Below are 24,642 nucleotides of genomic sequence, written 5' to 3'. Positions count from 1 at the left end.
GTACCGCAATTTCGCGCCGATCCCGCCTTCAGCCCACCGCGATGCGGATGGAACCTTGGTTCCGGGGACGAAACCCTGGAGGAGACCCATGAGGTCACGCATCACCCGTTACTCGCTCGCCTTCGCTCTCGCCGTACTTCCGTTGCCCGCAGGCCTGTCCTCGGCCATGGCACGACCGACCGTCGAGGTCGCCTTCGTGCTCGATACAACCGGCTCGATGAGCCGGTTGATCGAGGGCGCCAAGCGCAAGATCTGGTCGATCGCCACGGCCATCGTCGATTCCAATCCGGACGCCAATATCCGCATGGGCCTCGTGGCCTACCGCGATATCGGGGATGAGTACGTCACGACCAAGATCGAGCTCACGCGCGACATCCAGGATCTCTACGCCAACCTGCTCGAGTTCAAGGCGCGCGGTGGCGGCGACTGGCCGGAAAGCGTCAATGAGGCGCTGGATGTCGCCATCAACAAGCTGCAGTGGACACCAGGCGCGGAGTCGCGACGCATCGTATTCCTGGTTGGCGACGCACCGCCGCACATGGACTATGCGCAGGACACCAAATATCCGTTGACCCTGGCAGTCGCCAGGCAGAAGGACATCATCGTCAACACCGTGCTCGCCGGCGATGCACGCGATACCGAGCGTGTGTGGCGCGACATCGCACAGATTGGCAACGGCCGTTTCATCGCGATACCGCAGGACGGAGGGCAGGTCGTGGTGATCGAAACGCCCTACGACCAGGACATCATCATCCTGCAGCGGCAGATCAACGAAACCGTGATTCCCTATGGGTCGCCGGAGCTCCAGAAGCGCACCGAAATCCAGGTGGAAAAAGCTGGGCGCATGGCAAACGCGGCGCCGGCAAGCGCCTCCGACATGGCGAGCTTCATCAACAAGCGGTCCAAAGTGACCTCGCAGGCCATCACCAGCGGCGGCGATCTCGTCGCCGACGCCGCTGCCGGAGGCACCAGCGTATCCTCCGTCAAGGAAGAAGACCTGCCGGTGAGGCTGCGCGCGATGAAACCCGAGGAGCGCTCGGCCGAGGTCGCCAAACAGATCGACCGACGCAAGGCGCTCAACGAGCAACTCGCAACGCTGGTCGCCAAGCGCGACAAGTATGTCGGCGACCAGCTTGCGAAGGCGCCGAGAACATCCTCTTTCGACGGGGTCGTTGAGGATACGCTGAAGGCACAGATCAAGCGGTAGGACCACTCCGGCGCCGGCGGCGGGGACAAACTGCAATCAGATCCTCGCCGCTGCGGTCATCGTCCAGGGATCCGGCCTCCCTCAAGATCCCTCAAGACTTCAGGACAACCGTTCCGCGAGATCCCGCACGAATCTTTTGCTTGGCGGGCTGCCAAAAATCGGCAATGTGAGGCCATGATCGAGCAAACCGAACAATCCGAGGCGGCGAAAGCGGGCGCAATCATCGTTCCCGTGACGCTGTTCGAGCAGAACTGCACCATCATCTGGGACGAGCCCAGCAAGAAGGCCGTGGTGATCGATCCCGGCGGGGACGTTCCGAAGATCCTGGACGCAATCAAGCAGACCGGCGTGACCGTGGAGAAGATCTGGCTGACGCACGGCCATATCGATCACGTCGGCGGCGCCGCCGACCTGCGCGACGCGCTGAAGGTGCCGATCGAAGGGCCGCACGCCGCCGACAAGTTCCTGCTCGACAATGTGGTCGAGAGCGGCGCGCGCTTCGGCATGACCGGCGTGCGCAATTTCGCGCCGGACCGCTGGCTGGAGGAAGGCGACACCGTCTCGATCGGCGACCTCTCCTTCGACATCCTGCACTGCCCCGGCCACTCGCCCGGCAGCGTCGTCTTCTTCAACAAGGAGCTGCGCTTTGCCCATGTCGGCGACGTGCTGTTCGCGGGTTCAGTCGGCCGCACGGACCTGCCCGGCGGCAATCACGCGACGCTGATCAACTCGATCAAGACGAAGCTCCTGCCGCTCGGCGACGACGTCGGCTTCATCTGCGGCCATGGCGCGGGCTCGCGCATCGGCCATGAGCGGATGACCAATCAGTTCATCACCGGCGAGATGTAGAGCATGATGAGCTAAACTACGAAGCGGTCGTTCACCTCTCCCCAGCGGGGAGAGGTGAACCGAATCCGCGGCTCGCACCGATTCGACCAAATCCATCACGCTCCAAGCTTTATTCGGCTGCATCCGCGAGCGCCGCCGGCTCGCTCAAATTCCGCTCGCCCCAGTCGCGGATTGCGGCAATCACGGGCACGAAGCTCTTGCCCTTGCGGGTCAGGCGGTATTCGACCTTCGGCGGCACCACGCCGAAATCCCGGCGGTCGATCAGCCCGCTCTCGGTGAGCGCCTTCAATTCGCGGCTGAGCACGCGCGGGGTGATCTCGGCGCTGCCCGCGGCACCTCGCAGCAGGCCGCTCCTGATTTCGCCATAGCGGCGCGGACCGTCCTTCAGATCCCAGACGATCCTGAGCTTGTACTTGCCTGCGATCATCTTCTGGAAGGCTGCGACCGGGCAGCTCCTTAAGGCCGATCTCGCTTTCGCCATCTCGTCACCTCCATCGCATCGCGGGGATTGAGGATAGGAGGGACGCGAAAAAAGTCCATACTATCAATTTTGTTCATACTTGCAGAACTGCTCCCAAGGCGCAGATGATGGCGCACATGACGAAGGGAGCGTCACATGAAGCACTTCATGATCGAGTACCAGTTCAGGAACGGCACGACGGAAGCCTGGCACCAGGAGATCGGCCGCTTCATCAAGGCGATCAACGCGGATCCGGAGCTCAAGGGCCGGATCGGCTATCGCTGCATGAAGAACCGCGACGACAACAGCTATTTCCACCTCGCCAGCGTCACCGACGAGGCCGCGCAGAAGACGCTGCAATCGCGCGACTTCTTCAAGCACTATACCGAGATGACGCGACAGGTCGCCGGCGGCGAGGTGACGGTGACGCCGATCGAGGTGATCGACGCCACCGCAGCCTGATCTACTTCATCAGCCCCGCGGCCGTCAGCGCGCGCGTGATGACGGCGCTGATGTCGAGGCCGCGCCTGGCCTTCTTGCTGGGCTTGGCCTTGAGCTTGGCATTTCCATGCGGCTCGGCGACGGCGGTGCGGATCGACCTCGCAAGATGCGGCGCGGGCGACAGGGCCGGCACCGGCTTTGCCGCCGCGGTCGGCTTCTGCTCCGGCGCGGGGCTGCGGATCCAGTCGGTCAGGGCGAAGAATTTTGCGATGTGGTACGACGAGGAGATGCCCGCTTCGATCAGGAAGGCGCCTTCCACGCCGTAGCGATGATCGTTGTCGGCGACGCCGAGCGGGGTGCCGTGCGCCATATCGGTGATGGCGAAGGATTCGACGATGGTCTCGCCGTCCGCATTCCACCAGGCCTGGCGCGGATAGCCGTCGACGACGGTCTCCGCCATCGGCGCCAGCGGCAGGTCGTGCAGGTCGAGCCACTGCTTGACGATCTCATCGGCATTGCCGGGATTGACGGTGCGATCGGCACTGCCGTGCCACACCGAGATTTTCGGCCAGGGACCGCGATGGTCGGACGCCTTGCGCACGAGATCGCCGAGCTCGCGCGCGGGACGCTCGGGCGAATGAAACATGCCATCGAGTGCCTGGCGCAGGTTCGACGCCACGCCATAAGGCAGCCCCGCGATGACCGCGCCGGCTGCGAAAACCTCCGGATAGGTTGCGAGCATCACCGAGGTCATGCCGCCGCCGGCCGATAGGCCGGTGATGAAGATGCGGCGCGCATCGATGCCGTGCGTCGTGACCATGTGCGCGATCATCTCGCGGATCGAGCAGGCCTCGCCGCTGTCGCGCGTGGTGTCTTCCGGATTGAACCAGTTGAAGCAGGCGTTGGCGTTGTTGACGAGCTGCTGCTCCGGCATCAGCAGCGCGAAGCCGTAATGCTTTGCAAGCGTCGACCATCCCGCGCCGAGATCGTAGCCAGCCGCGGACTGGCCGCAACCATGCAGCACGACGACGAGCGCGCGCACCTGCTGCAATTGCGCCGGCACGTACGCGAACATGCGCAGGTTTCCGGGATTAGAGCCGAATCCGGTGATCTCCGTCAGCGGACTGTGCTGGCCCGCGCCGCGCAAGTTTTCGGCAAAGCGCAGACCGTCCAGCTTTGGCAGACGTCTTAACAGATCGACATTCCTGGTTAACGACACCGACAGCTCCTGATGGGGCGACTTCCAACGTCACCCCAAAACAGATAGTTGCTGCGTCGCAAAATAAAAAGTCTGTGTGTCGTCAATCCCCGTGAATTAACGGGCAATTCGACAGCGCAATCGACAATGTTGCCTAGAGTTCATGCGGACACGCGGCGCATCCATGTCAGAAATGCGACGCAGATCACGATTAACGTCGCAAACGAGGCGAGTGCGACGAGAAATGCTGCGCGCGCCGATTGCAACGATTCGCTCGCGAAGAAGACTGCGCCGATCGCAACATGAACGCGATCTTTTCGGCGCGCGACCAAGCACCCCGACCGACGGCGCGCCGTGGCTCGAAGGCGATGCCACAGCTTTCGCGTGATACGCACGCTGAACACGCCGTGAGATCGGAGCGACGGCTGGCGCAAAATTCCGGCTGCCGGCAAGCAGCGCTCATTTGCGCGACAACCATGACGTCTGCGCGGCCTCGAAGGATTGCGTCGGCTCGGGCCGAGCCGTAGGTTGACCGAAAGCCTGCAACAACAAGCCGGAGAGAAACCCATGGCGCGCCTGAAATTCGGAGCCTTTCTTGCCCCGCATCACCCGATCGGGGAGCATCCGATGCTCCAGTTCCGGCGCGATCTCGACCTGGTCGAGCAGCTGGATAGCCTCGGCTATGACGAGTTCTGGTGCGGCGAGCATCATTCCTCCGGCTGGGAGATGATCGCTTCGCCCGAGATGTTCTTGGCCGCGGCCGGCGAGCGCACCAAGCGCATCAAGCTCGGCACCGGCGTCGTGTCACTGCCCTATCACCATCCGTTCAACGTCGCCCAGCGCATGGTGCAGCTCGACCACATGACCGGCGGACGCGCGATCTTCGGCTCCGGTCCGGGCGCGCTCGCCTCCGACGCGCATACGCTCGGCATCGACCCGATGACGCAGCGCGACCGCCAGGACGAGGCGATCGCGATCATCCGCCGCCTCTTCAACGGCGAGCGCGTCACCGCCAAGAGCGACTGGTTCACAATGAACGACGCCGCGCTTCAGCTCCTCCCGCTCCAGGAGGAGATGCCGTTCGTGGTGGCCTCGCAGATCTCGCCGTCGGGCATGACGCTCGCCGGAAAATACGGCATCGGCATCATCTCGCTGGGCTCGATGACGACTCAGGGGTTGATGTCGCTGCGCCAGCAATGGGAATTCGCCGAGGATGCCGCCAGGAAGCACGGCACCACGGTCAACCGCGCCGACTGGCGTGTGCTGCTCACCTGGCACATCGCCGAGACCCGCGAGCAGGCGCGCCGCGAGGCCGGCGCCGGGCTGATGCGCTGGCACAACGAATATAATGTCGGCACGCTGCAACGGCCGGGCCTCACAGCGTTCTCCTCGCCCGACGAGGCCGTGGACAAGACCGCCTTCGTCGATGGCGCGGCCTCCACCATCGGCACGCCCGATGATCTCGTCAAAACCATCAAGAACGTGATGGAGGTGTCCGGCGGCGTCGGCGCCATCATCGGCTTCGTGCACGACTGGGCCAATCCGGAAGCCATGCGCCGGAGCTGGGACATGGTCGCGCGCTATGTGGTGCCCGAGATCAACGGCTATATCGACGGGCTGCGCAGGTCGCAAAAATTCGTGATCGAGAACCGCGCGATCTTCGAGCGGGCGGGACAGGCGGTGATGGCCAAGATCATGGAGAACGAGAAGGCCGCCGAGGCCTTGAAGCAGACCGGCCCCGGCCGCGTCGCGATACCTGCCGTCAACGCACCGGATTTACAGAAGGAAGCCGCGAAACGGCAGGCCTAGGGTCTGCATCGCGGCATCCGCCTAGGGAATGCCGTCACATCATTTCCGCGCCAACTGTGCTATGCTGTCGACGTCAGCCGGGTCGTGGTCGCGCGATCCGGTTCGGTCAACAACCGGGAGCCAACGCCATGTCGATGCAGAGTGTGGCCTCGCCTGCGATCAGCTGGACCGCACCGAAGCGCAACGAGCTCACGCACATTCCGGGCGACGAGGGCTGGCCGATCATCGGCAAGACGTTCCAGGTGTTGGCCGATCCCAAGGGCCACATCGAGGCGGCCGGCGCAAAATACGGCCCGGTCTATCGCACCCACATTTTCGGCGAGACCAACGTCGTGCTGCTCGGGCCCGAAGCGAACGAGCTTGTGCTGTTCGACCAGCAGAAGCTGTTCTCCTCGACCCATGGCTGGAACAAGGTGCTCGGCCTGCTGTTTCCGCGCGGCCTGATGCTCCTCGATTTCGACGAGCACCGCCTGCACCGCAAGGCTCTGTCGGTCGCCTTCAAGTCCGGGCCGATGAAGTCCTATCTCACCGATCTCGACAAGGGCATCGCGGCGCGCGTCGCGCAGTGGAAGGCAAAACCGGGCGTGATGCAGCTTTATCCGGCGATGAAGCAACTGACGCTCGATCTCGCCGCGACCTCGTTCCTCGGCGCCGATATCGGGCCGGAGGTCGCCGAGATCAATCGCGCCTTCGTCGACATGGTGGCGGCCGCCGTCACCCCGATCCGTCGTCCGCTGCCGGGCACGCAGATGGCGCGCGGCGTCAACGGCCGCAAGCGCATCGTCGCCTATTTCAGGGAGCAGATTCCGCTGCGCCGCGCTAATCAAGGCGGCGAGGACCTGTTCTCGCAACTCTGCCACGCCACCCATGAGGACGGCGCGCTGCTCTCCGAGCAGGACATCATCGACCATATGAGCTTCTTGATGATGGCCGCGCACGACACGCTGACCTCGTCGCTGACGTCGTTCATCGGCGAGCTCGCGGCCCATCCGGATTGGCAAGGCAGGCTGCGCGACGAGGTTGCGGCGCTAAAACTGTCGGCCGATTCGCCGACGAGCTTTGACGATCTTGAAAAGATGCCGCTGTCGGAGATGGCATTCAAGGAGGCGCTGCGGATCAAGCCGCCGGTGCCGTCGATGCCGCGCCGTGCGATGCGCGACTTCACATTCAAGGGGTTTACGATTCCGGCCGGCACGGCGGTCGGCGTCAATCCGCTCTACACCCATCACATGAAGGACATCTGGCCGGAGCCGGACCGTTTCGATCCCAAGCGCTTCACCGAGGAGGCGCAGCGCAACCGCCACCGCTTCGCCTGGATCCCGTTTGGCGGCGGCGCGCATATGTGCCTCGGCCTGCACTTCGCCTACATGCAGGCGAAATGCTTTGCGCGGCACTTCTTGCAGAATCTCGAGGTATCGCTGGAGCCCGGCTACAAGCCGGACTGGCAGATGTGGCCGATCCCCAAGCCGCGCGACGGATTGCGGGTGAACGTGAAGGCGGTGTGAGATCGCAGGGTGGGCAAAGGCGCGGAGCGCCGTGCCCACCACTTTTCGCGGATGGAGAATTGGTGGGCACGCTTCGCTTTGCCCACCCCACGGATTCTTCGCTGTGGTCTGGCCACCTCGCCTTCCGGTATAGCCATCCATCGATCACAATTTTGGCATCTTCGACGATAAAGACTCCCACTGGTCGCTCCAGCCTGCCCGTGGGATGTTCCTGTTTTCGAATGATTTGAGGCCAATAGACCGGCACCGTGCGGCGCTGTCGTTCCAACGGTCAATATCCGCGCCCGCCAATGCCGAGGCAAGCTATGCTTGCGCAGGCGGCCTGTGCATCGCCTTCATTTGCAGCCCGCCTATCGAGCTCGCTTCGCGGTTAAACGGCAGATGGTGAAACTGGTCGACGAATTCCGGAAGGGCTGGCTCGGCATCTCGCCGCCTTCGCTGGCGCTCAGCGTCGGCTTTGCGACGATCTGTCTCGTGCTCGCGACGCTGGTGCGCTGGGGCCTCGCCCAGGTACGGCCGGACATCTTCTTCACACCGTATTTTCCGGCCGTGTTCTTTGCTGCTGCATTCGGCGGCCTGCGCATCGGCGTCATCACGGCACTGATCGGCGGCGTGCTCGGCGTCAGCCTGAATTTCGGCGACGCCCATGCCGACACCGCGCGCTTCGTCCTGCTCGTGCTGTACTGGGCCGTCACCGCGCTCACGATCTGGGGCGTCGAGCACTACCGCTCGCTCCTGATCGAGCAGCGGCGGATCTCCAAGCGCCTGATCGAGGAAGAGGAGTATCGCAAGCTCCTGGTCGATGAATTGCAGCACCGGCTCAAGAACAAGCTCTCGACCGTACATGCGGTGCTGCATCAGGTGCTGCATGACCAGCCGCAGGTCTGGGCCCGCATCGATCCGCGGCTGCGGTCGCTGGCGGCAACCGACGATCTGATCGCGCGGGTCGACAATTCCGGCTGCGACATCCGCGACCTCCTGATCTCCGAGCTCGGTCCTTACGGCCATGTCCGCTTCACGCTGAACGGCGAGCGGCTCTTCCTGCCGGCGAAGCTCGCGGTCACGCTGTCACTGATGTTTCACGAGCTCGCCACCAACGCGAGCAAATACGGCGCCTTCTCCGCCTTGCGCGGCCTGCTGATGGTGTCGTGGACCGTCTCCGACGACCGCCTCACCATCACCTGGGACGAAACCGAAGGACCCAGCGTCGACAAGGTCTCGGCGCCTGGCTTCGGCACAAAATTGTTGAAATCGGCGCTCGTCGCCTTCGACGGCAAGACCGAGATCTCATACCTGAAGAGCGGCGTTCATTGCATCATGCAATGTCGCATTCCCAAATCCTGACACTTTGACGGCAAAGCGAAAGCGGGCCGCGCGCATCCCCCGCAGTTTCGCAAGTGGCGTTGACGCTCTGTTAATGACGATCGGCGCCGCTCGCGCCGGCGCGACAAGTTGCGGCGAACCATTCCCGAATTTCTGTGTATCCCTTAACCAAACCTAAGAGGGACTTCGGCAAGATCGCACCATTACAAAGGCGCGCCTGAACAACAAGATTCATGAATTCTATGAACGACAGCAAATACTCCGGCGCGACTGATGCCGAGCTCGGATTTCTCAAGGAAATCGTTAGAATGCTGCCTGCCGGCGTGACCGTGCAGGATGCGCGCGGCGACCTCATTCTGGTTAACGATGCCGCTGCCCGCCATCTCGGCATGGATGGCAGCCGGCCGGCGCCGGACCTGGCGCAGCGCCACGAAGCCTGCCAACAGGCGATGCGGGCAGGCCAGCCCGTGGTGGCCGAGGAATCCCTCCACGACGGCACTGCGCGCCAGGTCCTGCTCACCACCCATCGCCCGATCCGCCTTGCCGGCCGCGATCTCCTCATCTCCGCCTCCTCCGACATCACCGAGCAGAAGAATTTCGAGGACCAGCTGTTTCGCTCGGCCTATTTCGACGAGCTCACCGGCCTGCCCTCCCGGCGCGTGATCGAGCATAGCGTCAACAGCATTTTGGGGCGCGAGCGCAACGGCGAGCGTTTTGCACTCGCCTTTCTCGACGTCGACAATTTCAAGCACATCAACGATTATTACGGCCATTCGGTCGGCGATGCGCTGCTGGTCGAGCTATCGAAGCGGCTCGGCCGCGACCTGCGCGAGACCGACATGCTGTCGCGGATCTCGGGCGACGAATTCCTGCTGCTGCTCTCGCCGATCAAGAGCGAAGAGGAGGTCGCCGAATTCATCCAGGCGACGCTGAAGCGCCTGACCGCGCCCTTCTTCATCGACTCCTCCGAGATCTTCGCTTCCACCTCGGTCGGCGTCAGCCTCTATCCCGATCACGGCCGCTCCTTCGAGGTGCTGCGCCAGAACGCCGACATCGCGATGTACCGCATCAAGAACCAGGGCAAGGGTTCTGCTGCGTTCTTCGACTCCGGCATGGAGCGCGAGGCGCTCGCGCGCATGAAGATCGAGCAGTCGCTGCGGCTCGCCATCCTCGAGAAGCGTTTCTGCTGCGCGTTCCAGTCCAAGGTCGACATCAGGACCCAGGCCGTGAAGGGCATCGAGGCCTTGGTGCGCCTGCGCGACGATGAGGGCGTGATCCAGGCACCGGGCTCGTTCATCAACCTCGCGGTCGAGCTCGGGCTCATCGACGAGCTCACCCATCTCGTGCTGGCCGAGATCGTGAGGTCGATCGACCTGATCAACGACACCTTTGGCGCCGAAGCGAGCATCAGCATCAACGTCGCCGCTAAGCAGGCCGGCAATCCCGAGTTCATGCGCTCTTTTGCGCAAGCGCTGGACGAGACCGGCTTCCCGAAACGCTTCATGATCGAAGTGACGGAAGATGCCTTCGTCGCCACGAATCTGTTTCAGTCTGAAATCCTGCCGATGTTCCGCAAGCTCGGCGTCGGTGTCTCCATCGACGATTTCGGCATCGGCTTTTCCTCGCTCTCGGCGCTCGCCGACATCACGGCCGACGAGATCAAGATCGACCGTTCCTTCATCACCGACATCCATAAGCGCCCGCGCAGCCAGGGCATCTTGCGCGCAATCGAATCCTTGAGCGAAGCGCTGGGCATGACGGTCATCGCCGAAGGCCTCGAATCTTATGAGGAGCTGGCCTATCTCCAGGCCGCGACCAAGATCCGCTATGCGCAGGGCTATTATTTCGCCCGGCCGGTCTTCCTGGAAGAGCTGAAGCTCGCAACCCCCGCGGCCAGCGAAGCGCGCGTCAGCATCGCCAGCCGCCCGATGCAGCAGAACCGGCAGGGCTATTCACGGGCGGGCGGATACCGGCGGTAGGCCCTGAAGCGGCCCAACCACCTCGAGGTCGTCCTGGCGAAAGCCAGGACCCATTACCCCAGGGAGTGGTTGTGGCGCGAAGTCGGTGACCACGAGTCTTCGCCAAACTACTCCCTGGGGTAATGGGTCCTGGATCTGCGCTGCGCTTGTCCAGGACGACGTGCTGGGGATGGACCATCCTTACAAGCAGCGAATTCTCCCTTTGAAATTGCTGGCCTTTTGCTAAGAAGCAGGCGAACGTCCGGGCTTGCCTCGCTTGGCAGCCACCGAGGTACGCCATGTCCGCTCCCTCCTCCGTCGTCAGCGATCCCGCCTATATTCGCGCCCGCGCCATGGAGACGCTGTTCGAGCGGCTGGAGCATCTTTGCGAGGGCGCCATTGCGATCGATCGCAACGGGCGGGTGGTCTACGTCAACGAGAAATACGTCACCGCGATCGGCCTCTCGCACGAGTCCGAGGCGCTGGGACGTCCGATCGAGGAGATCATTCCCAACAGCCTGATGCGGCGGGTGGTGGAGACCGGGGAGCCGATCATCCTCGACATCATGGAGCTCGGCGGCGAGCAGCTCGTCGTCACCCGCATGCCGATCGAGGACGAGCGCGGAAACATCATCGGCGCTATCGGCTTCGTGCTCTATGACCGCCTCGAAGGCCTGAAGCCGCTGCTCGCGCGCGTCACCCAGCTCGAAAGCGATCTGCGGCTGGCGCGGCGGCAATTGTCGCACGCACGTGCCGCGCGCTTCACTTTTGCCGATTACGTCGGTGCGACGCCAGGGATCGCGCAGGCCAAGGAACTGGCGGCGCGCGCCGCGCGGCAGAACGTCACCGTGCTGCTGACCGGCGAGACCGGAACGGGCAAGGAGATGCTGGCGCAGGCCATTCACAACGCCTCTTCCCGCGCCGAAAAGCCGTTCGTCAGCGTCAACGTCGCCGCGATTCCCGACACGCTGATCGAGTCGGAATTTTTCGGCACTGCGCCGGGCGCCTATACCGGGGCCGACCGCAAGGGCCGCGAGGGAAAATTCCGCATCGCCGATGGCGGCACGCTGTTCCTCGACGAGATCGGCGAGATGCCGCTCCAGCTCCAGGCCAAGCTGCTCCGCGTGTTGCAGGAGCGCGAGATCGAGCCGCTCGGCTCCGACAAAGTTACCAAGATCGACGTGCGCGTGGTCGCCGCCACCAATGTCGATTTGCACAAGCGCGTCAGCGAGGGCGCCTTTCGCGCCGATCTCTATTACCGGCTCAACGTGCTCTCGATCGGCCTACCCCCCTTGCGCGACTGTCTCGACGATCTCCCCGACATCTGCGCGCGGCTGCTCGAGGACATCAGTGCCACCGGCGACTACGTCAATGCCAGGATCACGCCGAGCGCGCTCGCAAGCCTTGCCCGCTACAACTGGCCCGGCAACGTCCGCGAGCTCCGCAACATTCTGGAGCGGGCGCTGATCCTGAGCGATTCGGGACGGCTGACCGGCGAGGATTTTGCTCGCATCCTTCCCGTCGGCGCCGACACCAGACCCGTGGCGCAGGCCCGGACCGGCGGCACCGTCATTCCCTATGCCGAAGCCGAAGCCGAGTTCGAGAAGCACACGCTCGAACAGGCGCTCGCCGCCAGCAACGGCCAGATCTCGGAAGCGGCCAAGATGCTCCAGATCTCGCGTGCGACCTTCTACAAGAAGCTCGCCAAGTTCGGCCTCGCCTCAGGGCCGGCCTCCGTCTGAGTTTCGAGACTGAGATTGTCCGGAGTCTCAGACTCCGGACACGACTCGCTGCGCGTTCTTCCTGGCGCAGATGCGCGAATTGCCGCGTTTTCAGCCACTTTGCCCACATCCGCCGCATCTGGCGCGGAGCTTGCTTTTCGCTCTGCACAAAGACGCATGCTGCAAATGCGCGCTTGGCAAAAACAGGGAGAACCCAAGATGAGTGGAGCGATCACAGTCAATCAGCTTCAGGCAAAGCAGCCATCGCACGTCACCGTCGCCACCGCGAGCCTGATCGGCACGGCGATCGAGTGGTACGACTTCTTCCTCTACGGCACCGCCGCCGCGCTGATCTTCAACAAGCTGTTCTTTCCGACCTTCGACCCCATGATGGGCACGCTGCTGGCGTTTGCGACCTATGCGCTCGGCTTCATCGCACGCCCGCTCGGTGGCGTCGTGTTCGGCCACTATGGCGACAAGATCGGCCGCAAGACGATGCTGTATCTGACGCTCTTGATCATGGGTGCTGCGACCGCGGCGATCGGCTTCCTGCCGACCTATGAGACCGCCGGCATCTGGGCCGCGATCCTGCTCGTCGCCTGCCGCCTGATCCAGGGCTTCGGCTTGGGCGGTGAATGGGGCGGCGCCGTGCTGATGGCAGTCGAGCATGCCCCCGAGGACAAGAAGGGCTTTTACGGGAGCTGGCCGCAGCTTGGCGCTCCACTCGGCCTCGTGCTCGGCACGCTGGTGTTCTCGGTCGTCTCCTCGATGCTGACCGACGCGCAGCTCTATGCCTGGGGCTGGCGCATCCCGTTCCTGTTCTCGATCGCGCTGGTGCTGGTCGGCCTGTGGATCCGCTTCACCATCGCGGAATCGCCGGAGTTCCAGAAGGTCAAGGACACCAAGCAGGAAGTGAAGATGCCGATCCTCGAGGCGATCCGGATGTATCCAAAGAACATCCTGCTCGCGATGGGCGCGCGCTTCGCCGAGAACGGATTCTTCTACATCTATGCCACCTTCGTGCTCGCCTATGCGACACAATCGCTCGGCATGAACAAGCAGGACATGCTGAACGGCGTTTTGATCGCGGCCGCGATCGAGACCTTCACGATCCCTGCGTTCGGCGCGCTCTCCGACCGCGTCGGGCGGCGGCCGATCTACATCTTCGGCGCGGTCTTTTCCGCACTGATGTCGTTCCCGCTGTTCATGCTGCTGTCGACCAAGGAACCGCACCTGGCCTGGATCGCGATCTTGCTGGGCCTCGCCGTCGGACATGCTGCGATGTATGGCCCGCAGGCGAGCTTCCTGTCCGAGCTGTTCGGCACCAAGGTGCGCTATAGCGGCGTCTCGCTCGGCTACAACCTCGCCTCGATCTTCGCCGGCGCGCTGTCGCCGCTGATCGCGACCGGCCTGATGACGGCCTATGCGCCGGCAACCTGGCCGATCTCGCTGTACATGATCGCGCTGGCGATCATCACCATCGTGTCGGTCTACTTCGCCACCGAAACACGCAAGATAGTTCAGGCCTGACCGGCCCGACCACGTCTCGCGCCGCGAGGAGCGGCCTGTTCCAGGACTGCTCCTCGCGCTAAGATCGACGCAATAGAACAACAACGGCATGCGGTCCAGGGATCGGGAGGAACGCCGTGAGCCAGCACCCAGCTCTGCCTTACCTGCGCAATTCCGAGAAGGGCAAGATCGTCACGGCGGCGGAAGCCGTCATGCTGATCCGCGACGGCGACACGGTCGCCACCGGCGGCTTCGTCGGCATCGGCTTTGCCGAGGAGATCGCGATGGCGCTCGAGGAGCTCTACCTCTCCAACGAGGGCGATGCGCCCTATACGCAAGGCAAGCCGCACAATCTGACGCTGGTCTATGCGGCGGGCCAGGGCGACGGCAAGCACCGCGGTCTCAACCATTTCGCGCATGAGGGCCTGGTCCGGCGCGTGATCGGCGGGCATTGGGGCCTTGCACCGAAATTGCAGCAGCTCGCGATCGCCAACCAGATCGAGGCCTATAATCTGCCGCAGGGCGTGATCACGCATCTTTTCCGCGACATCGCCGCGCACCGGCCCGGCCACATCACCCGCGTCGGCATGGGCACCTTCGTCGACCCCCGCAACGGTGGCGGCAAGCTGAACGCACGCACCACCGAGGACATGGTGGAGCTGATCAAGATCGGCGGCGAAGAATGCCTGCTCTACCGGACGTTCCCGATCAATGTCGGGATCATCCGCGCCACCACCGGCGATCCCGACGGCAACCTCACCATGGAGAAGGAAGCGCTGACGCTGGAAGCGCTCACCATTGCCATGGCCGCGCATAATTCCGGCGGCATCGTCATCGCCCAGGTCGAGCGCGTCGCCGAGAGCGGCAGCCTCAATCCGCGCCAGGTCAAGATTCCCGGAATCCTCGTCGACTGCGTCGTGGTGGCGAAGCCCGAGCATCACTGGCAGACGTTTGGCACGCAGTATAACCCCGCTTTTTCGAGCGAGATCAGGGTGCGTGCAGCATCCCTGCCCGTGATGCCGATGAGCGAGCGCAAGATCATCGCCCGCCGCGCCGCGTTCGAACTCAAGGCCAACAGCGTCGTCAATCTCGGCATCGGCATGCCCGAGGGAATCGCATCGGTCGCCAATGAGGAGCGCATCATCGACCTCATCACGCTGACGGCGGAACCCGGCGTGATCGGCGGCATCCCCGCGAGCGGCATCGACTTTGGCGCGGCCATCAATACGCAGGCCGTGATCGACCAGCCGTATCAGTTCGACTTCTACGACGGCGGCGGACTCGATGCGGCCTTCCTCGGCCTCGCGCAGGTCGATCGTGCCGGCAACCTCAACGTCAGCAAGTTCGGGCCGAAGCTTGCGGGCGCCGGCGGCTTCATCAATATCAGCCAGAACGCCAAGGAGGTGGTGTTCGTCGGCACCTTCGGCGCGGGCAAGCAGAACATCGCGGTCAGCGACGGCAAGCTGTCGATCGTCGAAGAAGCGAAGTCACGCAAGTTCGTCGACCATGTCGAGCACGTCACCTTCAGCGGAGCCGTCTCGGCGGCGCGCGGGCAGCGCGTGCTCTATGTCACCGAGCGCTGCGTCTTCAGCTTACGCCCCGACGGCCTCGAGCTCATCGAGGTCGCGCCCGGCATCGATATCGAGCGCGACATCCTGCGCCTGATGGACTTCAAGCCGCTGGTCCCGCGCGACCCCGCCCTGATGGACGCGCGCATCTTCCGTGACGATCTGATGGAGCTGCGCGAACGGCTTCTGACCATCCCGCTCGACCAGCGCTTCACGCTGGACGAGCAGCAGAACATGTTCTTCGTCAATCTGGAACGCTATCCCCTGCGCAGCAAGGCCGATATCGACGCCATCGCGCGCATCGTCGAGGCCAGGCTCGCCCCGCTCGGCCATAGGGTCTACGCCATCGTCAACTACGACAACTTTTCGATCCTGCCCGAGCTGATGGACGATTATTCGGCCATGGTCCGCGGCCTCGTCGACCGCTTCTATTCCGGCGTCTCGCGCTACACGACATCAGGGTTCCTGCGCATCAAGCTCGGCGAGGCGCTGGAAAAACGCGGCGTAGCGCCGCACATCTTCGAGAGCGCCGCCGAGGCGCAGTCGGATATGCGGCAGGTCGAAGGGACTGACGCACGCGATGACGGCGCGTCACGCGGCGCGCGGAAGGCTCAAAAATGATGCAGACCTTGCATGCGCAGGCCCGGGCGGAAGGTTGAATTGCAATGTCCGCCGCGCTGTGCAAATCGCTATTGCCCAACAAAATGGATCAGGAGGGATCATCTTGCGTTTACCAGTCATCATAACAACAACCATAGCAACAACGATTCTTGGCCTCGCCGCGGCCACCACAGCGTGCGCAGATGATCTCAAGGTCGCGCTGATCTACGGCAAGACCGGCCCGCTGGAGGCTTATGCCAAGCAGACCGAGACCGGACTGCAAATGGGTTTTGAATACGCCACCAAGGGCACGATGATGCTCGACGGTCGCAAGATCGTCATCATCACCAAGGACGACCAGGGCAAGCCGGACCTAGCGAAAGCTGCGCTCGCCGAAGCCTATCAGGACGACAAGGTCGACATCGCGATCGGCACGACGTCGTCGGCCGCGGCCCTCGCGATCCTGCCCGTCGCCGAAGAGAACAAGAAGATTTTGATCGTCGAGCCCGCCGTCGCGGATCAGATTACCGGCGAGAAGTGGAATCGCTACATCTTCCGTACCGCGCGCAACTCCTCGCAGGACGCGATCTCCAACGCGGTCGCGATCGGCAAGCAGGGCGTGACCGTTGCAACGCTGGCGCAGGACTACGCCTTCGGCCGTGACGGCGTCGCCGCCTTCAAGGAAGCGCTGGCCAAGACCGGCGCGACCTTAGCTGCCGAAGAATATGCCCCGACCTCGACCACCGACTTCACCGCCGTCGGCCAGCGCCTGTTCGACGCGCTGAAGGACAAGCCGGGCCGCAAGGTGATCTGGGTGATCTGGGCCGGCGCCGGCAATCCGCTGGCCAAGCTACAGGACATGGATCCGAAGCGTTACGGCATCGAACTCTCGACCGGCGGCAACATCCTGCCGGCGCTCGCCGCCTACAAGGCGCTGCCGGGCATGGAAGGCGCGACCTATTACTACTACGACATCCCGAAGAACCCGGTGAACGACTGGCTGGTTGCCGAGCACCAGAAGCGCTTCAACGCGCCGCCGGACTTCTTCACCGCGGGCGGCTTTGCCGCGGCGATGTCCGTCGTTGCCGCCGTCACCAAGGCGAAGTCGACCGACACCGAGAAGCTGATCACGGCGATGGAAGGCATGGAGTTCGACACGCCGAAGGGCAAGATGGTGTTCCGGAAAGAAGACCATCAGGCGCTCCAGAGCATGTATCACTTCAAGGTCAAGGTCGATCCGAACGTCGCCTGGGCCATCCTCGAGCCGGTGCGCGAGCTGAAGATCGAGGACATGGACGTTCCGATCCGCAACAAGCGGTGATGCTGTCTTGCTCTCCCCGCGATCTCTCGCGGGGAGAGGACTTTCCGTGAATGATCCGAGAGTTCTCCCGATGGCCCTGACGTTAGAGACGCGCGACCTGACCATCCGCTTTGGCGGCCATGTCGCGGTCAACAATGTGAGCTGCAGCTTCCGCCCGGGCGAGCTCACCGCCATCGTCGGACCGAACGGCGCCGGCAAGACCACCTATTTCAACCTGATCTCGGGCCAGTTGCGCGCGTCGAGCGGCAGCATTTTGTTCGACGGCACCGACATCACCGAGCACTCGGCGCCGCTGCGCACGCGCGCTGGTCTCGGCCGCGCGTTCCAGCTCACCAACCTGTTTCCGACCCTGACGGTGGAAGAGAACGTCCGCCTCGCGGTGCAGGCGGCGAACGGCACGCACTATGACATGCTACGGCCCTGGATGGTGCGGCGCGACATGATCGCGCGCGCAGACGGCATCCTCGACCAGGTCGCGCTCGGCAACCGCCGCGGCGTCACCGCGACCGCGCTCTCGCATGGCGACCAGCGCAAGCTCGAGGTCGCGCTGATGATCGCGCTGGAGCCGAAGGTCTTCATGTTCGACGAGCCGACCGCAGGCATGAGCATCGACGAGGTTCCGGTAGTGCTCAACCTCATTGCGCAACTCAAGCAGGACAGGAGCAAGATCATCCTCCTGGTCGAGCACAAGATGGATGTGGTGCGCTCGCTCGCCGACCGCATCATCGTGCTGCATAACGGCCAGCTCGTCGCCGACGGCCCGCCGGCCGAGGTGATCGCCTCGCCGATCGTGCAGGAAGCCTATCTCGGCGTTGCCCCGAAGAGCGCCGCATGACCGATCTGCTCAAACTCTCCGGCGTGCACACCCATATCGGCCGCTATCACATCCTCCAGGGCATCGACCTCGCGGTCGCCCAGGGGCAGACCACCATGCTGCTCGGCCGCAACGGCGCCGGCAAGACCACGACGCTGCGCACCATCATGGGGCTGTGGCAGGCCTCCAGCGGCGAGATCAGTCTCGCCGGCGAGCGCATCGAAGGCCGCGCCACGCCCGACATCGCCCGGCTGGGCGTCGGCTACGTGCCGGAGAGCATGGCGGTGTTCTCCGACCTCACGGTGAAGGAGAACCTGGTGCTCGCAGCGCGCGACGATCCGCTCGACGACGCCCAACTCGACTGGATTTTTGGCTTCTTCCCCGCGCTGCGTCGGTTCTGGCTGTCGCGCGCCGGCTCTCTCTCAGGCGGACAGAAGCAGATGCTGTCGATTGCCCGCGCGATCATCGAGCCGCGCAAGCTCTTGCTGATCGACGAACCGACCAAAGGCCTGGCGCCCGCCATCGTCATGGCGCTGATCGAGTGCCTGAAGGAGATCAAGCGCAAGGGCGCGACGATTCTCCTGGTCGAACAGAATTTCTTTGCCGCCCGCGAGCTCGGCGACAGCGTGCTGGTGATGGACAATGGCACCATCGTCCATCGCGGCGAGATGGCGGCGCTCGCCGCCGACGTGCCGCTCCAGGAGCGGCTGCTCGGCCTGAGCCTGGAGGCGCATCAATGACCGACCTTGCCGCAACCGATCCGCTGCCGAAGCCCAAGCGCGACATCGCGCCGATCCTGCTTCCAATTGCGCTCGCGCTGGTCATGATTCCCTTCGTCGGCTCGACCAGCTCCTGGCTGACGCTGACTGTCGCGAGCCTCGCCATGGGCATGATGATCTTCATCATGGCTTCAGGCCTGACGCTGGTGTTCGGCCTGATGGACGTGCTCAATTTCGGCCACGGCGCCTTCATCGCCGTCGGCGCCTATGTGGCAACTCTGATCCTGCTACCGTTTGCCGCCGCGATGCAGGCGGATTCGCTTCTGATGAACCTTGCCGTGCTGGCGCCGGCCGCGTTGCTCTCGATGGCGGTGTCCGGTGCGCTCGGCCTCGTCGTCGAGCGCATCTTGATTCTCCCGGTCTACGGCCAGCACCTGAAGCAGATCCTGATGACGACCGGTGGCCTGATCGTCGCCGAGCAGACGCTTTATGCCGTGTGGGGCCCGCAGATCATCCCGCTGCCGCTGCCGACCTCGCTGCGCGGCTCGTTCATCTTCGGCGACGTCGCGATCGCAAAATACCGCCTGCTCGCGATGCTGGTCGGCCTCGTCGTCTTCATCGCGATCCAGCTCGTGCTCAACCGCAGCAAGCTCGGGCTTCTGATCCGCGCCGGCGTCGAGAACCGCGAGATGGTGGAGGCGCTCGGCTATCGCATCCGCCGCCTGTTCCTCGGCGTGTTCATGACGGGTTCGGCGCTTGCAGGCCTCGGTGGCGTGATGTGGGCCCTCTATCGCGAGCAGGTCCACGCCTCCATGAGCGACGATCTCACCGTGCTGATCTTCATCGTCGTGATCATCGGCGGGCTCGGCTCGATCGGCGGCTGCTTCATCGGCGCGCTTCTGGTCGCGATGGTCGCCAATTACGGCGGCTTCCTGGTGCCGAAGCTCGCCCTCGTGTCCAACATCCTGCTGATGGTCGCCGTTTTGATGTGGCGGCCGCGCGGCCTCTATGCGGTGACCAGCCGATGATGATCCTGTCAGGCGACCCACCGCGGAGCCGCGTTCTCACCCTCATTCTCGTCGTCATTATCCTGGCGCTGGCGGCGACGCCCTATTTGTTCCCGGGCGCCAAGGCGATGAACGTCGCGGCCAAGATCTGCATCTTTGCGGCGCTCGTTGCCTCCTATGACCTCTTGCTCGGCTATACCGGCTCGGTGTCGTTCGCCCACACCATGTTCTACGGAATCGGCAGCTACGCGATCGCGATCGCGCTCTATTCGATGGGACCTAATTGGGGCGCAGTCGCAACCGGCATCGTCATCGGCCTGCCGCTCGCGGCGCTGCTGGCGCTCGCGATCGGACTGTTCTCGCTGCGGGTGGCGGCGATCTTCTTCGCCATGATCACGCTCGCGGTCGCCTCCGCGTTCCAGGTGCTGGCCTCGCAGCTCTCCTGGCTCACCGGCGGCGAGGACGGGCGGAGCTTTCAGCTGCCGGAATTGCTGCGGCCCGGCACCGTGCTGATCCCGAAGAGCTTTGCAGGTTTCGAGTTCAACGGCCGCACCCTGACCTTCTACCTCGTCTTCGCGGCATCAGCCCTGATGATCCTCGCGCTGCTGCGCGTGGTGAACTCGCCGTTCGGCCGCGTGCTCCAGGCGATCCGCGAGAACCGTTTTCGCGCCGAGGCGCTCGGCTTCCGCACCGTGTTCCACCTCACCTATGCCAACTGCCTCGCGGCGCTGGTCGCCGCCAGCGCCGGCATTCTCAACGCTCTGTGGCTACGCTACGCCGGGCCCGACACCTCGCTCAGCTTCTCGATCATGCTCGATATTCTCCTGATGGTCGTGATCGGAGGCATGGGCACGATCTACGGCGCGATCATCGGGGCGACCATCTTCATCCTCGCGCAAAACTATCTTCAGTCCCTGATGGGCGTTGCCTCGAAGGCGGCGGCCGATGCCGGTCTGCCGCTGCTGCCGGGCCTGCTGCACCCGGACCGCTGGCTGCTGTGGCTCGGGCTGCTCTTCATTGCCAGCGTCTACTTCTTTCCGACCGGCGTGGTCGGGCGTCTGCGCAATGCCGACGCCAAGCCCACCAAAGACGCATCGCTTTAAGTCGGCGTTAACACCGCGGTTGCTCCGTTTCACGCGTGTAACGCGCAAGCTGAAGGCGAAGCAGGATAGTCCGCTGTCGCCATCGACCCGGACAGTGGCGCCGCCCGGTTAAGCCTTAAATAACCGGCTTTCCTAAGGGTTAGGCCATTTGTGCATAGTATGCATGTTTCCCCTGGGAGGGGGAATGCGCCTGATGTCGTCCACGATCACGAGCAGAATAGCCACCGCCACAAGGGGCGGCTGGGACGCTGCCGTACGGCGCGGACCCGTGCTGTGGCTGACGCTGTGCGGCGCGCTGCTGGTGGCCGGCATCTTCGTCGTCACCACCATGGTGATCGACGATTTCCGCGAGCGCGCCCTCGTCAACAACGAACGCGAGCTCGAGAACACCGTCGTGTTGCTGACCCGCCATTTCGATCAGCAGTTCGAGGATTCCGAGACCGTCGCCGCCGATCTGGTGGCGCAGATGAAGCTCGCCGACATCTCTTCGCCTGAGGTGTTCCGCGAGCGGATGTCGAGCGATGAAGCCCATCGCATGCTCGCGAACAAGATCAGCGCCGTGAACTATCTCGGCGACATCGCGATCTATGACATCAACGGCGACATCATCAACTGGTCGCGAAACGAGCCGCTGCCGAAGATCAACATCTCGTCGCGAGCCTATTTCCAGACCTTCAAATCCAATCCCCAGTCAGAGCCTGTATTGCTGGAGACGGTGCGCAGTCTCATCATCGACAAATGGACCACGGTGGTGGCCCGTCGGCTGACCAGCCCGCAGGGCGGGCTCCTCGGCATCATGGTGCGCCGGATCGATCCGGCGAGCTATCAGAAATATTTCTCCTCCGTTGCGCTCGGAAGTGGCGCCGCCATATCGCTGTTCGACAGCGCCGGCACGATGCTGGCGCGGTACCCGCACATCGAAAAGCTGATCGGCAAGAGTTACGCCGACGCACCGCTGCTGCAGAAGATCGCGGCCAAGGGCGGTCGGCAGACGGTGCGGATCGAGAAGAGTCCGGTCGACGGCGTGGGGCGGCTGGGCGCCGGTGCGTCGCTCGTGCATTTCCCGATCATCGTCATCGCCACCAACACGACGGAATCGGCGCTTGCGGATTGGCACGAGCAAACCCGCTTCATGATAACAGCGGCCACGCTGGTGGCGACGATCATCGCGTTCATCCTCTATCTCATCATTCGCCAGATCAGCCGCCAGAACCGCGAGACGCAAGCGCGGATCGAGGCGGAACGACTGCGGCTCGATACCGCCCTGAACAACATGTCGCAGGGCCTGATCCTCTACGACGCCAACGGATACATCGTCACCTGCAACCGGCGCTATGCCGACATGTTCGGCCTGTCCCCGGACGTCATCAAGCCCGGCTGCCACATCCACGAGGCGATGCATCATCGCAAGGAGCGCGGGACGTTCGACGGCAACGTCGAGGAGTTTTGCGCCGGCGTCATGAAGATCGTCGCCGAGGGCAAGGTCTCGACGAGAATCCATGAATTCTCGAACGGCCGCGCCTTCCAGGTCATCAACACCCCGCTTGCGCAGGGCGGATGGGTTGCCACGATCGAGGAGATCACCGAACGGCGCAATCTCGAGCAGGAGCGCGACCGCAACTACACCTTCCTGCGCGAGATCATCGACCATATCCCCTCGCAGATCACGGTGAAGGACGCCCGCACGCGGCAATATCTGCTGGTCAACCGGATTGCCGAGGAGGTGTTCGGGGAATCGGGCAAGACGATTGTCGGCAAGACGGCCTTCGACATTCTTCCACCGGCAGACGCCGAGACCGTTACCTGCGAGGACGACAGCCTGCTGCAGTCGCCCGAGGGCCTGGTCCTGGGTGAGCAGGCCTGGGAAACCAGGACCGGTGGCCATCGCTACGTCATCTCCAAGCGTATCGGCATCCGCGACAACGGTGGCGAGCCGCGCTACATCATCAACGTCATCGAGGACGTGACGGAGCGGCGCCGCGCCGACGAGAAGATCGCGCATATGGCGCATTACGACGCGCTGACCGATCTGCCGAACCGCCTGCTGTTCCGCGAGCAGATCGAGCGCGAGCTCGAGAAGGTCGCGGGTGGCGGGCGGTTCGCGCTGCTTTATATCGACGTCGACGAATTCAAGGGCATCAACGATTCGCTCGGCCATCACGTCGGCGACGAGCTGTTGAAGGCGGTCGCGGCCCGCATCCGCACCTGCCTCAAGCCGGGCGACCTCATCGCGCGGCTCGGCGGCGACGAGTTCGCGGTGATCCAGACCGGGATCGAGACATCCGCCGACGTGCTGGCCTTCGTGACAGGGATCCACGAGGCGATTCGGCAGCCCTACCATTGTCTCGGCCATCAGCTCTCGACCGATGCCTCGATCGGCATCGCGCTGGCGCCGCAGGACGGTACCGATCTCGACCAGCTCATCAAGAATGCCGACCTCGCGATGTACGGCGCCAAGGCGGAAGGCCGCCGCACCTATCGCTTCTTCGTGCCGGCGATGGATGCCTGTGCCAAGGCGCGCCTTGCCATGGAGCAGGACCTGCGTCAGGCAATGGTCGAGGGCGGCTTCGAGCTCCACTACCAGCCGCTGGTCAATTTGCGCTCCGGCGAGGTCTCCGGCTGCGAGGCGTTGCTGCGCTGGCATCACCCCGAGCGCGGCATGGTCTCGCCGGCCCAGTTCATTCCCGTGGCTGAGGACACCGGCCTGATCAACGAGCTCGGTGATTGGGTGCTGCGCACGGCCTGTGCCGAGGCCGCAAGCTGGCCCCGCCATGTGCGGCTCGCCGTCAACGTCTCACCGGTGCAGCTCAAATGCGAGACGCTGGCTCTGAAGATTGCCGGCGCGCTCGCCGCGTCCGGTCTCGATCCGTGCCGCCTCGAACTCGAGATCACCGAGGCCGTGCTGATCCGCGACGACGAGGCCGCGCTCTCGATCCTGCATCAGCTTCGCTCGATCGGCGTGCGCATTGCGCTCGACGATTTCGGCACCGGCTATTCCTCGCTGAGCTATTTGAAGCGCTTCCCGTTCGACAAGATCAAGATCGACCGCTGCTTCATCGCGGACATCGCGGAAACCAGCGGCGCGCCCGTCATCGTCCAGGCGGTGGTCAACATCGCCAGCGCCAGCAACATGACCACCGTCGCCGAAGGCGTCGAGACCGAAGCGCAGCGTGAGATGCTGCGCGCCCTCGGCTGCACCGAGATGCAGGGCTACCTGTTCAGCGCGCCGAAGGCCGCAAGCGACGTGCGAAAGCTGTTCGGCCCGCGCAGCGCCCAAGTGGCAGCGGTGGCCTGAAGCGGCGTTTCCCGCCTCCCCAAGACCGAATTCGCCGGCCTCGATCGCGGGATTCGGGAGGTTCCGGCCCCGGCGGCGCGGGTCCGCCCCGGGGCTGAGAAGGACGCCGGCCAGAGGTTGCCGACCCCGCGCCAATCAGCTAAATGAGGCTCGCTGCACCCGTAGCTCAGCTGGATAGAGCGTTGCCCTCCGAAGGCAAAGGTCACACGTTCGAATCGTGTCGGGTGCGCCAACA

Annotated in this window: 18 protein-coding genes and 1 tRNA gene; 17 read left to right on the top strand and 2 right to left on the bottom strand. The window is 63.8% G+C overall.

Translation table 11 applies throughout. The features are described from left to right. Positions 1 to 88 precede the first annotated feature (88 nt). Both NLN62_RS19070 and NLN62_RS19065 read left to right on the top strand, forming a co-directional pair. Positions 89 to 1,207, top strand: a complete 1,119-nt coding sequence (locus NLN62_RS19070; protein WP_254109836.1) for a VWA domain-containing protein — start codon at positions 89 to 91, stop codon at positions 1,205 to 1,207. Between the two features lie 174 nt (positions 1,208 to 1,381). Further along, positions 1,382 to 2,056, top strand: coding sequence for an MBL fold metallo-hydrolase (locus NLN62_RS19065; protein WP_254109835.1), 675 nt, complete (start codon positions 1,382 to 1,384; stop codon positions 2,054 to 2,056). A gap of 109 nt (positions 2,057 to 2,165) precedes the next feature. Here the strand turns inward: NLN62_RS19065 and NLN62_RS19060 are convergent, their stop codons facing one another. Continuing rightward, positions 2,166 to 2,537 carry a helix-turn-helix domain-containing protein gene (locus NLN62_RS19060; RefSeq protein ID WP_254109834.1) on the bottom strand — a complete coding sequence of 124 codons (372 nt, stop codon included), beginning with the start codon at positions 2,535 to 2,537 and terminating at the stop codon, positions 2,166 to 2,168. A gap of 135 nt (positions 2,538 to 2,672) precedes the next feature. On the opposite strand from NLN62_RS19060, the gene NLN62_RS19055 reads away from it, so the two are divergent. Then, positions 2,673 to 2,978 carry a hypothetical protein gene (locus tag NLN62_RS19055; protein ID WP_254109833.1) on the top strand — a complete coding sequence of 102 codons (306 nt, stop codon included), beginning with the start codon at positions 2,673 to 2,675 and terminating at the stop codon, positions 2,976 to 2,978. A gap of 1 nt (position 2,979) precedes the next feature. Here the strand turns inward: NLN62_RS19055 and NLN62_RS19050 are convergent, their stop codons facing one another. Then, complete coding sequence (locus tag NLN62_RS19050; RefSeq protein WP_027523980.1) at positions 2,980 to 4,176, bottom strand: PHB depolymerase family esterase; 1,197 nt, start codon at positions 4,174 to 4,176, stop codon at positions 2,980 to 2,982. Positions 4,177 to 4,722: 546 nt separating this feature from the next. Here NLN62_RS19050 and NLN62_RS19045 point away from each other — a divergent pair. The 14 genes from NLN62_RS19045 to NLN62_RS18980 all read left to right on the top strand — a co-directional run bounded on the left by NLN62_RS19045 (position 4,723) and on the right by NLN62_RS18980 (position 24,639). Then, positions 4,723 to 5,964, top strand: a complete 1,242-nt coding sequence (locus tag NLN62_RS19045; protein ID WP_254109832.1) for an LLM class flavin-dependent oxidoreductase — start codon at positions 4,723 to 4,725, stop codon at positions 5,962 to 5,964. 128 nt (positions 5,965 to 6,092) lie between these two features. Beyond that, positions 6,093 to 7,469, top strand: coding sequence for a cytochrome P450 (locus NLN62_RS19040; RefSeq protein WP_254109831.1), 1,377 nt, complete (start codon positions 6,093 to 6,095; stop codon positions 7,467 to 7,469). A gap of 381 nt (positions 7,470 to 7,850) precedes the next feature. Then, the gene (locus NLN62_RS19035) at positions 7,851 to 8,813 is read left to right on the top strand and encodes a sensor histidine kinase (RefSeq protein WP_027523977.1); all 963 of its coding nucleotides are present in this window, start codon (positions 7,851 to 7,853) and stop codon (positions 8,811 to 8,813) included. A 221-nt stretch (positions 8,814 to 9,034) separates the two neighbouring features. Continuing rightward, complete coding sequence (locus NLN62_RS19030; protein WP_254109830.1) at positions 9,035 to 10,771, top strand: bifunctional diguanylate cyclase/phosphodiesterase; 1,737 nt, start codon at positions 9,035 to 9,037, stop codon at positions 10,769 to 10,771. 278 nt (positions 10,772 to 11,049) lie between these two features. Beyond that, positions 11,050 to 12,492 carry a sigma-54-dependent Fis family transcriptional regulator gene (locus tag NLN62_RS19025; protein ID WP_027523975.1) on the top strand — a complete coding sequence of 481 codons (1,443 nt, stop codon included), beginning with the start codon at positions 11,050 to 11,052 and terminating at the stop codon, positions 12,490 to 12,492. Between the two features lie 198 nt (positions 12,493 to 12,690). Continuing rightward, the gene (locus tag NLN62_RS19020; RefSeq protein ID WP_254109829.1) at positions 12,691 to 14,001 is read left to right on the top strand and encodes an MFS transporter; all 1,311 of its coding nucleotides are present in this window, start codon (positions 12,691 to 12,693) and stop codon (positions 13,999 to 14,001) included. Between the two features lie 116 nt (positions 14,002 to 14,117). Beyond that, positions 14,118 to 16,169 (top strand): acyl CoA:acetate/3-ketoacid CoA transferase, encoded by a 2,052-nt coding sequence (locus NLN62_RS19015; protein WP_027523973.1) that lies wholly within the window; start codon positions 14,118 to 14,120, stop codon positions 16,167 to 16,169. Positions 16,170 to 16,287: 118 nt separating this feature from the next. Next, positions 16,288 to 17,469, top strand: a complete 1,182-nt coding sequence (locus NLN62_RS19010; RefSeq protein WP_156944412.1) for a substrate-binding domain-containing protein — start codon at positions 16,288 to 16,290, stop codon at positions 17,467 to 17,469. Between the two features lie 70 nt (positions 17,470 to 17,539). After that, complete coding sequence (locus tag NLN62_RS19005; RefSeq protein ID WP_027523971.1) at positions 17,540 to 18,304, top strand: ABC transporter ATP-binding protein; 765 nt, start codon at positions 17,540 to 17,542, stop codon at positions 18,302 to 18,304. Next, the gene (locus tag NLN62_RS19000) at positions 18,301 to 19,023 is read left to right on the top strand and encodes an ABC transporter ATP-binding protein (RefSeq protein ID WP_254109828.1); all 723 of its coding nucleotides are present in this window, start codon (positions 18,301 to 18,303) and stop codon (positions 19,021 to 19,023) included. Before NLN62_RS19005 ends, NLN62_RS19000 begins: the two co-directional genes overlap by 4 nt. Then, positions 19,020 to 20,030 carry a branched-chain amino acid ABC transporter permease gene (locus NLN62_RS18995; protein ID WP_254109827.1) on the top strand — a complete coding sequence of 337 codons (1,011 nt, stop codon included), beginning with the start codon at positions 19,020 to 19,022 and terminating at the stop codon, positions 20,028 to 20,030. Before NLN62_RS19000 ends, NLN62_RS18995 begins: the two co-directional genes overlap by 4 nt. Then, positions 20,027 to 21,112 (top strand): branched-chain amino acid ABC transporter permease, encoded by a 1,086-nt coding sequence (locus NLN62_RS18990; protein ID WP_254109826.1) that lies wholly within the window; start codon positions 20,027 to 20,029, stop codon positions 21,110 to 21,112. Before NLN62_RS18995 ends, NLN62_RS18990 begins: the two co-directional genes overlap by 4 nt. A gap of 184 nt (positions 21,113 to 21,296) precedes the next feature. After that, positions 21,297 to 24,407 carry an EAL domain-containing protein gene (locus NLN62_RS18985; protein WP_254109825.1) on the top strand — a complete coding sequence of 1,037 codons (3,111 nt, stop codon included), beginning with the start codon at positions 21,297 to 21,299 and terminating at the stop codon, positions 24,405 to 24,407. Positions 24,408 to 24,562: 155 nt separating this feature from the next. Further along, positions 24,563 to 24,639, top strand: a tRNA-Arg gene (locus NLN62_RS18980). The last annotated feature ends 3 nt before the right edge of the window (positions 24,640 to 24,642 follow it).

Origin of the sequence: Bradyrhizobium sp. CCGUVB23, from assembly GCF_024199885.1 — a bacterium.
Lineage (GTDB): Bacteria > Pseudomonadota > Alphaproteobacteria > Rhizobiales > Xanthobacteraceae > Bradyrhizobium.
The sequence above is the reverse complement of the archived record's forward strand: the minus strand, read 5'-3'. Positions and strand labels throughout refer to the sequence as shown.

Excerpts from the sequence above, each read along its gene's own strand:
- NLN62_RS19070 (WP_254109836.1), top strand. The coding sequence starts at position 89 with ATGAGGTCACGCATCACCCGTTACTCGCTCGCCTTCGCTCTCGCCGTA.
- NLN62_RS19065 (WP_254109835.1), top strand. The coding sequence starts at position 1,382 with ATGATCGAGCAAACCGAACAATCCGAGGCGGCGAAAGCGGGCGCAATC.
- NLN62_RS19060 (WP_254109834.1), bottom strand. The coding sequence starts at position 2,537 with ATGGCGAAAGCGAGATCGGCCTTAAGGAGCTGCCCGGTCGCAGCCTTC.
- NLN62_RS19055 (WP_254109833.1), top strand. The coding sequence starts at position 2,673 with ATGAAGCACTTCATGATCGAGTACCAGTTCAGGAACGGCACGACGGAA.
- NLN62_RS19045 (WP_254109832.1), top strand. The coding sequence starts at position 4,723 with ATGGCGCGCCTGAAATTCGGAGCCTTTCTTGCCCCGCATCACCCGATC.
- NLN62_RS19040 (WP_254109831.1), top strand. The coding sequence starts at position 6,093 with ATGTCGATGCAGAGTGTGGCCTCGCCTGCGATCAGCTGGACCGCACCG.
- NLN62_RS19035 (WP_027523977.1), top strand. The coding sequence starts at position 7,851 with ATGGTGAAACTGGTCGACGAATTCCGGAAGGGCTGGCTCGGCATCTCG.
- NLN62_RS19030 (WP_254109830.1), top strand. The coding sequence starts at position 9,035 with ATGAACGACAGCAAATACTCCGGCGCGACTGATGCCGAGCTCGGATTT.
- NLN62_RS19025 (WP_027523975.1), top strand. The coding sequence starts at position 11,050 with ATGTCCGCTCCCTCCTCCGTCGTCAGCGATCCCGCCTATATTCGCGCC.
- NLN62_RS19020 (WP_254109829.1), top strand. The coding sequence starts at position 12,691 with ATGAGTGGAGCGATCACAGTCAATCAGCTTCAGGCAAAGCAGCCATCG.
- NLN62_RS19005 (WP_027523971.1), top strand. The coding sequence starts at position 17,540 with ATGGCCCTGACGTTAGAGACGCGCGACCTGACCATCCGCTTTGGCGGC.
- NLN62_RS19000 (WP_254109828.1), top strand. The coding sequence starts at position 18,301 with ATGACCGATCTGCTCAAACTCTCCGGCGTGCACACCCATATCGGCCGC.
- NLN62_RS18995 (WP_254109827.1), top strand. The coding sequence starts at position 19,020 with ATGACCGACCTTGCCGCAACCGATCCGCTGCCGAAGCCCAAGCGCGAC.
- NLN62_RS18990 (WP_254109826.1), top strand. The coding sequence starts at position 20,027 with ATGATGATCCTGTCAGGCGACCCACCGCGGAGCCGCGTTCTCACCCTC.
- NLN62_RS18985 (WP_254109825.1), top strand. The coding sequence starts at position 21,297 with ATGCGCCTGATGTCGTCCACGATCACGAGCAGAATAGCCACCGCCACA.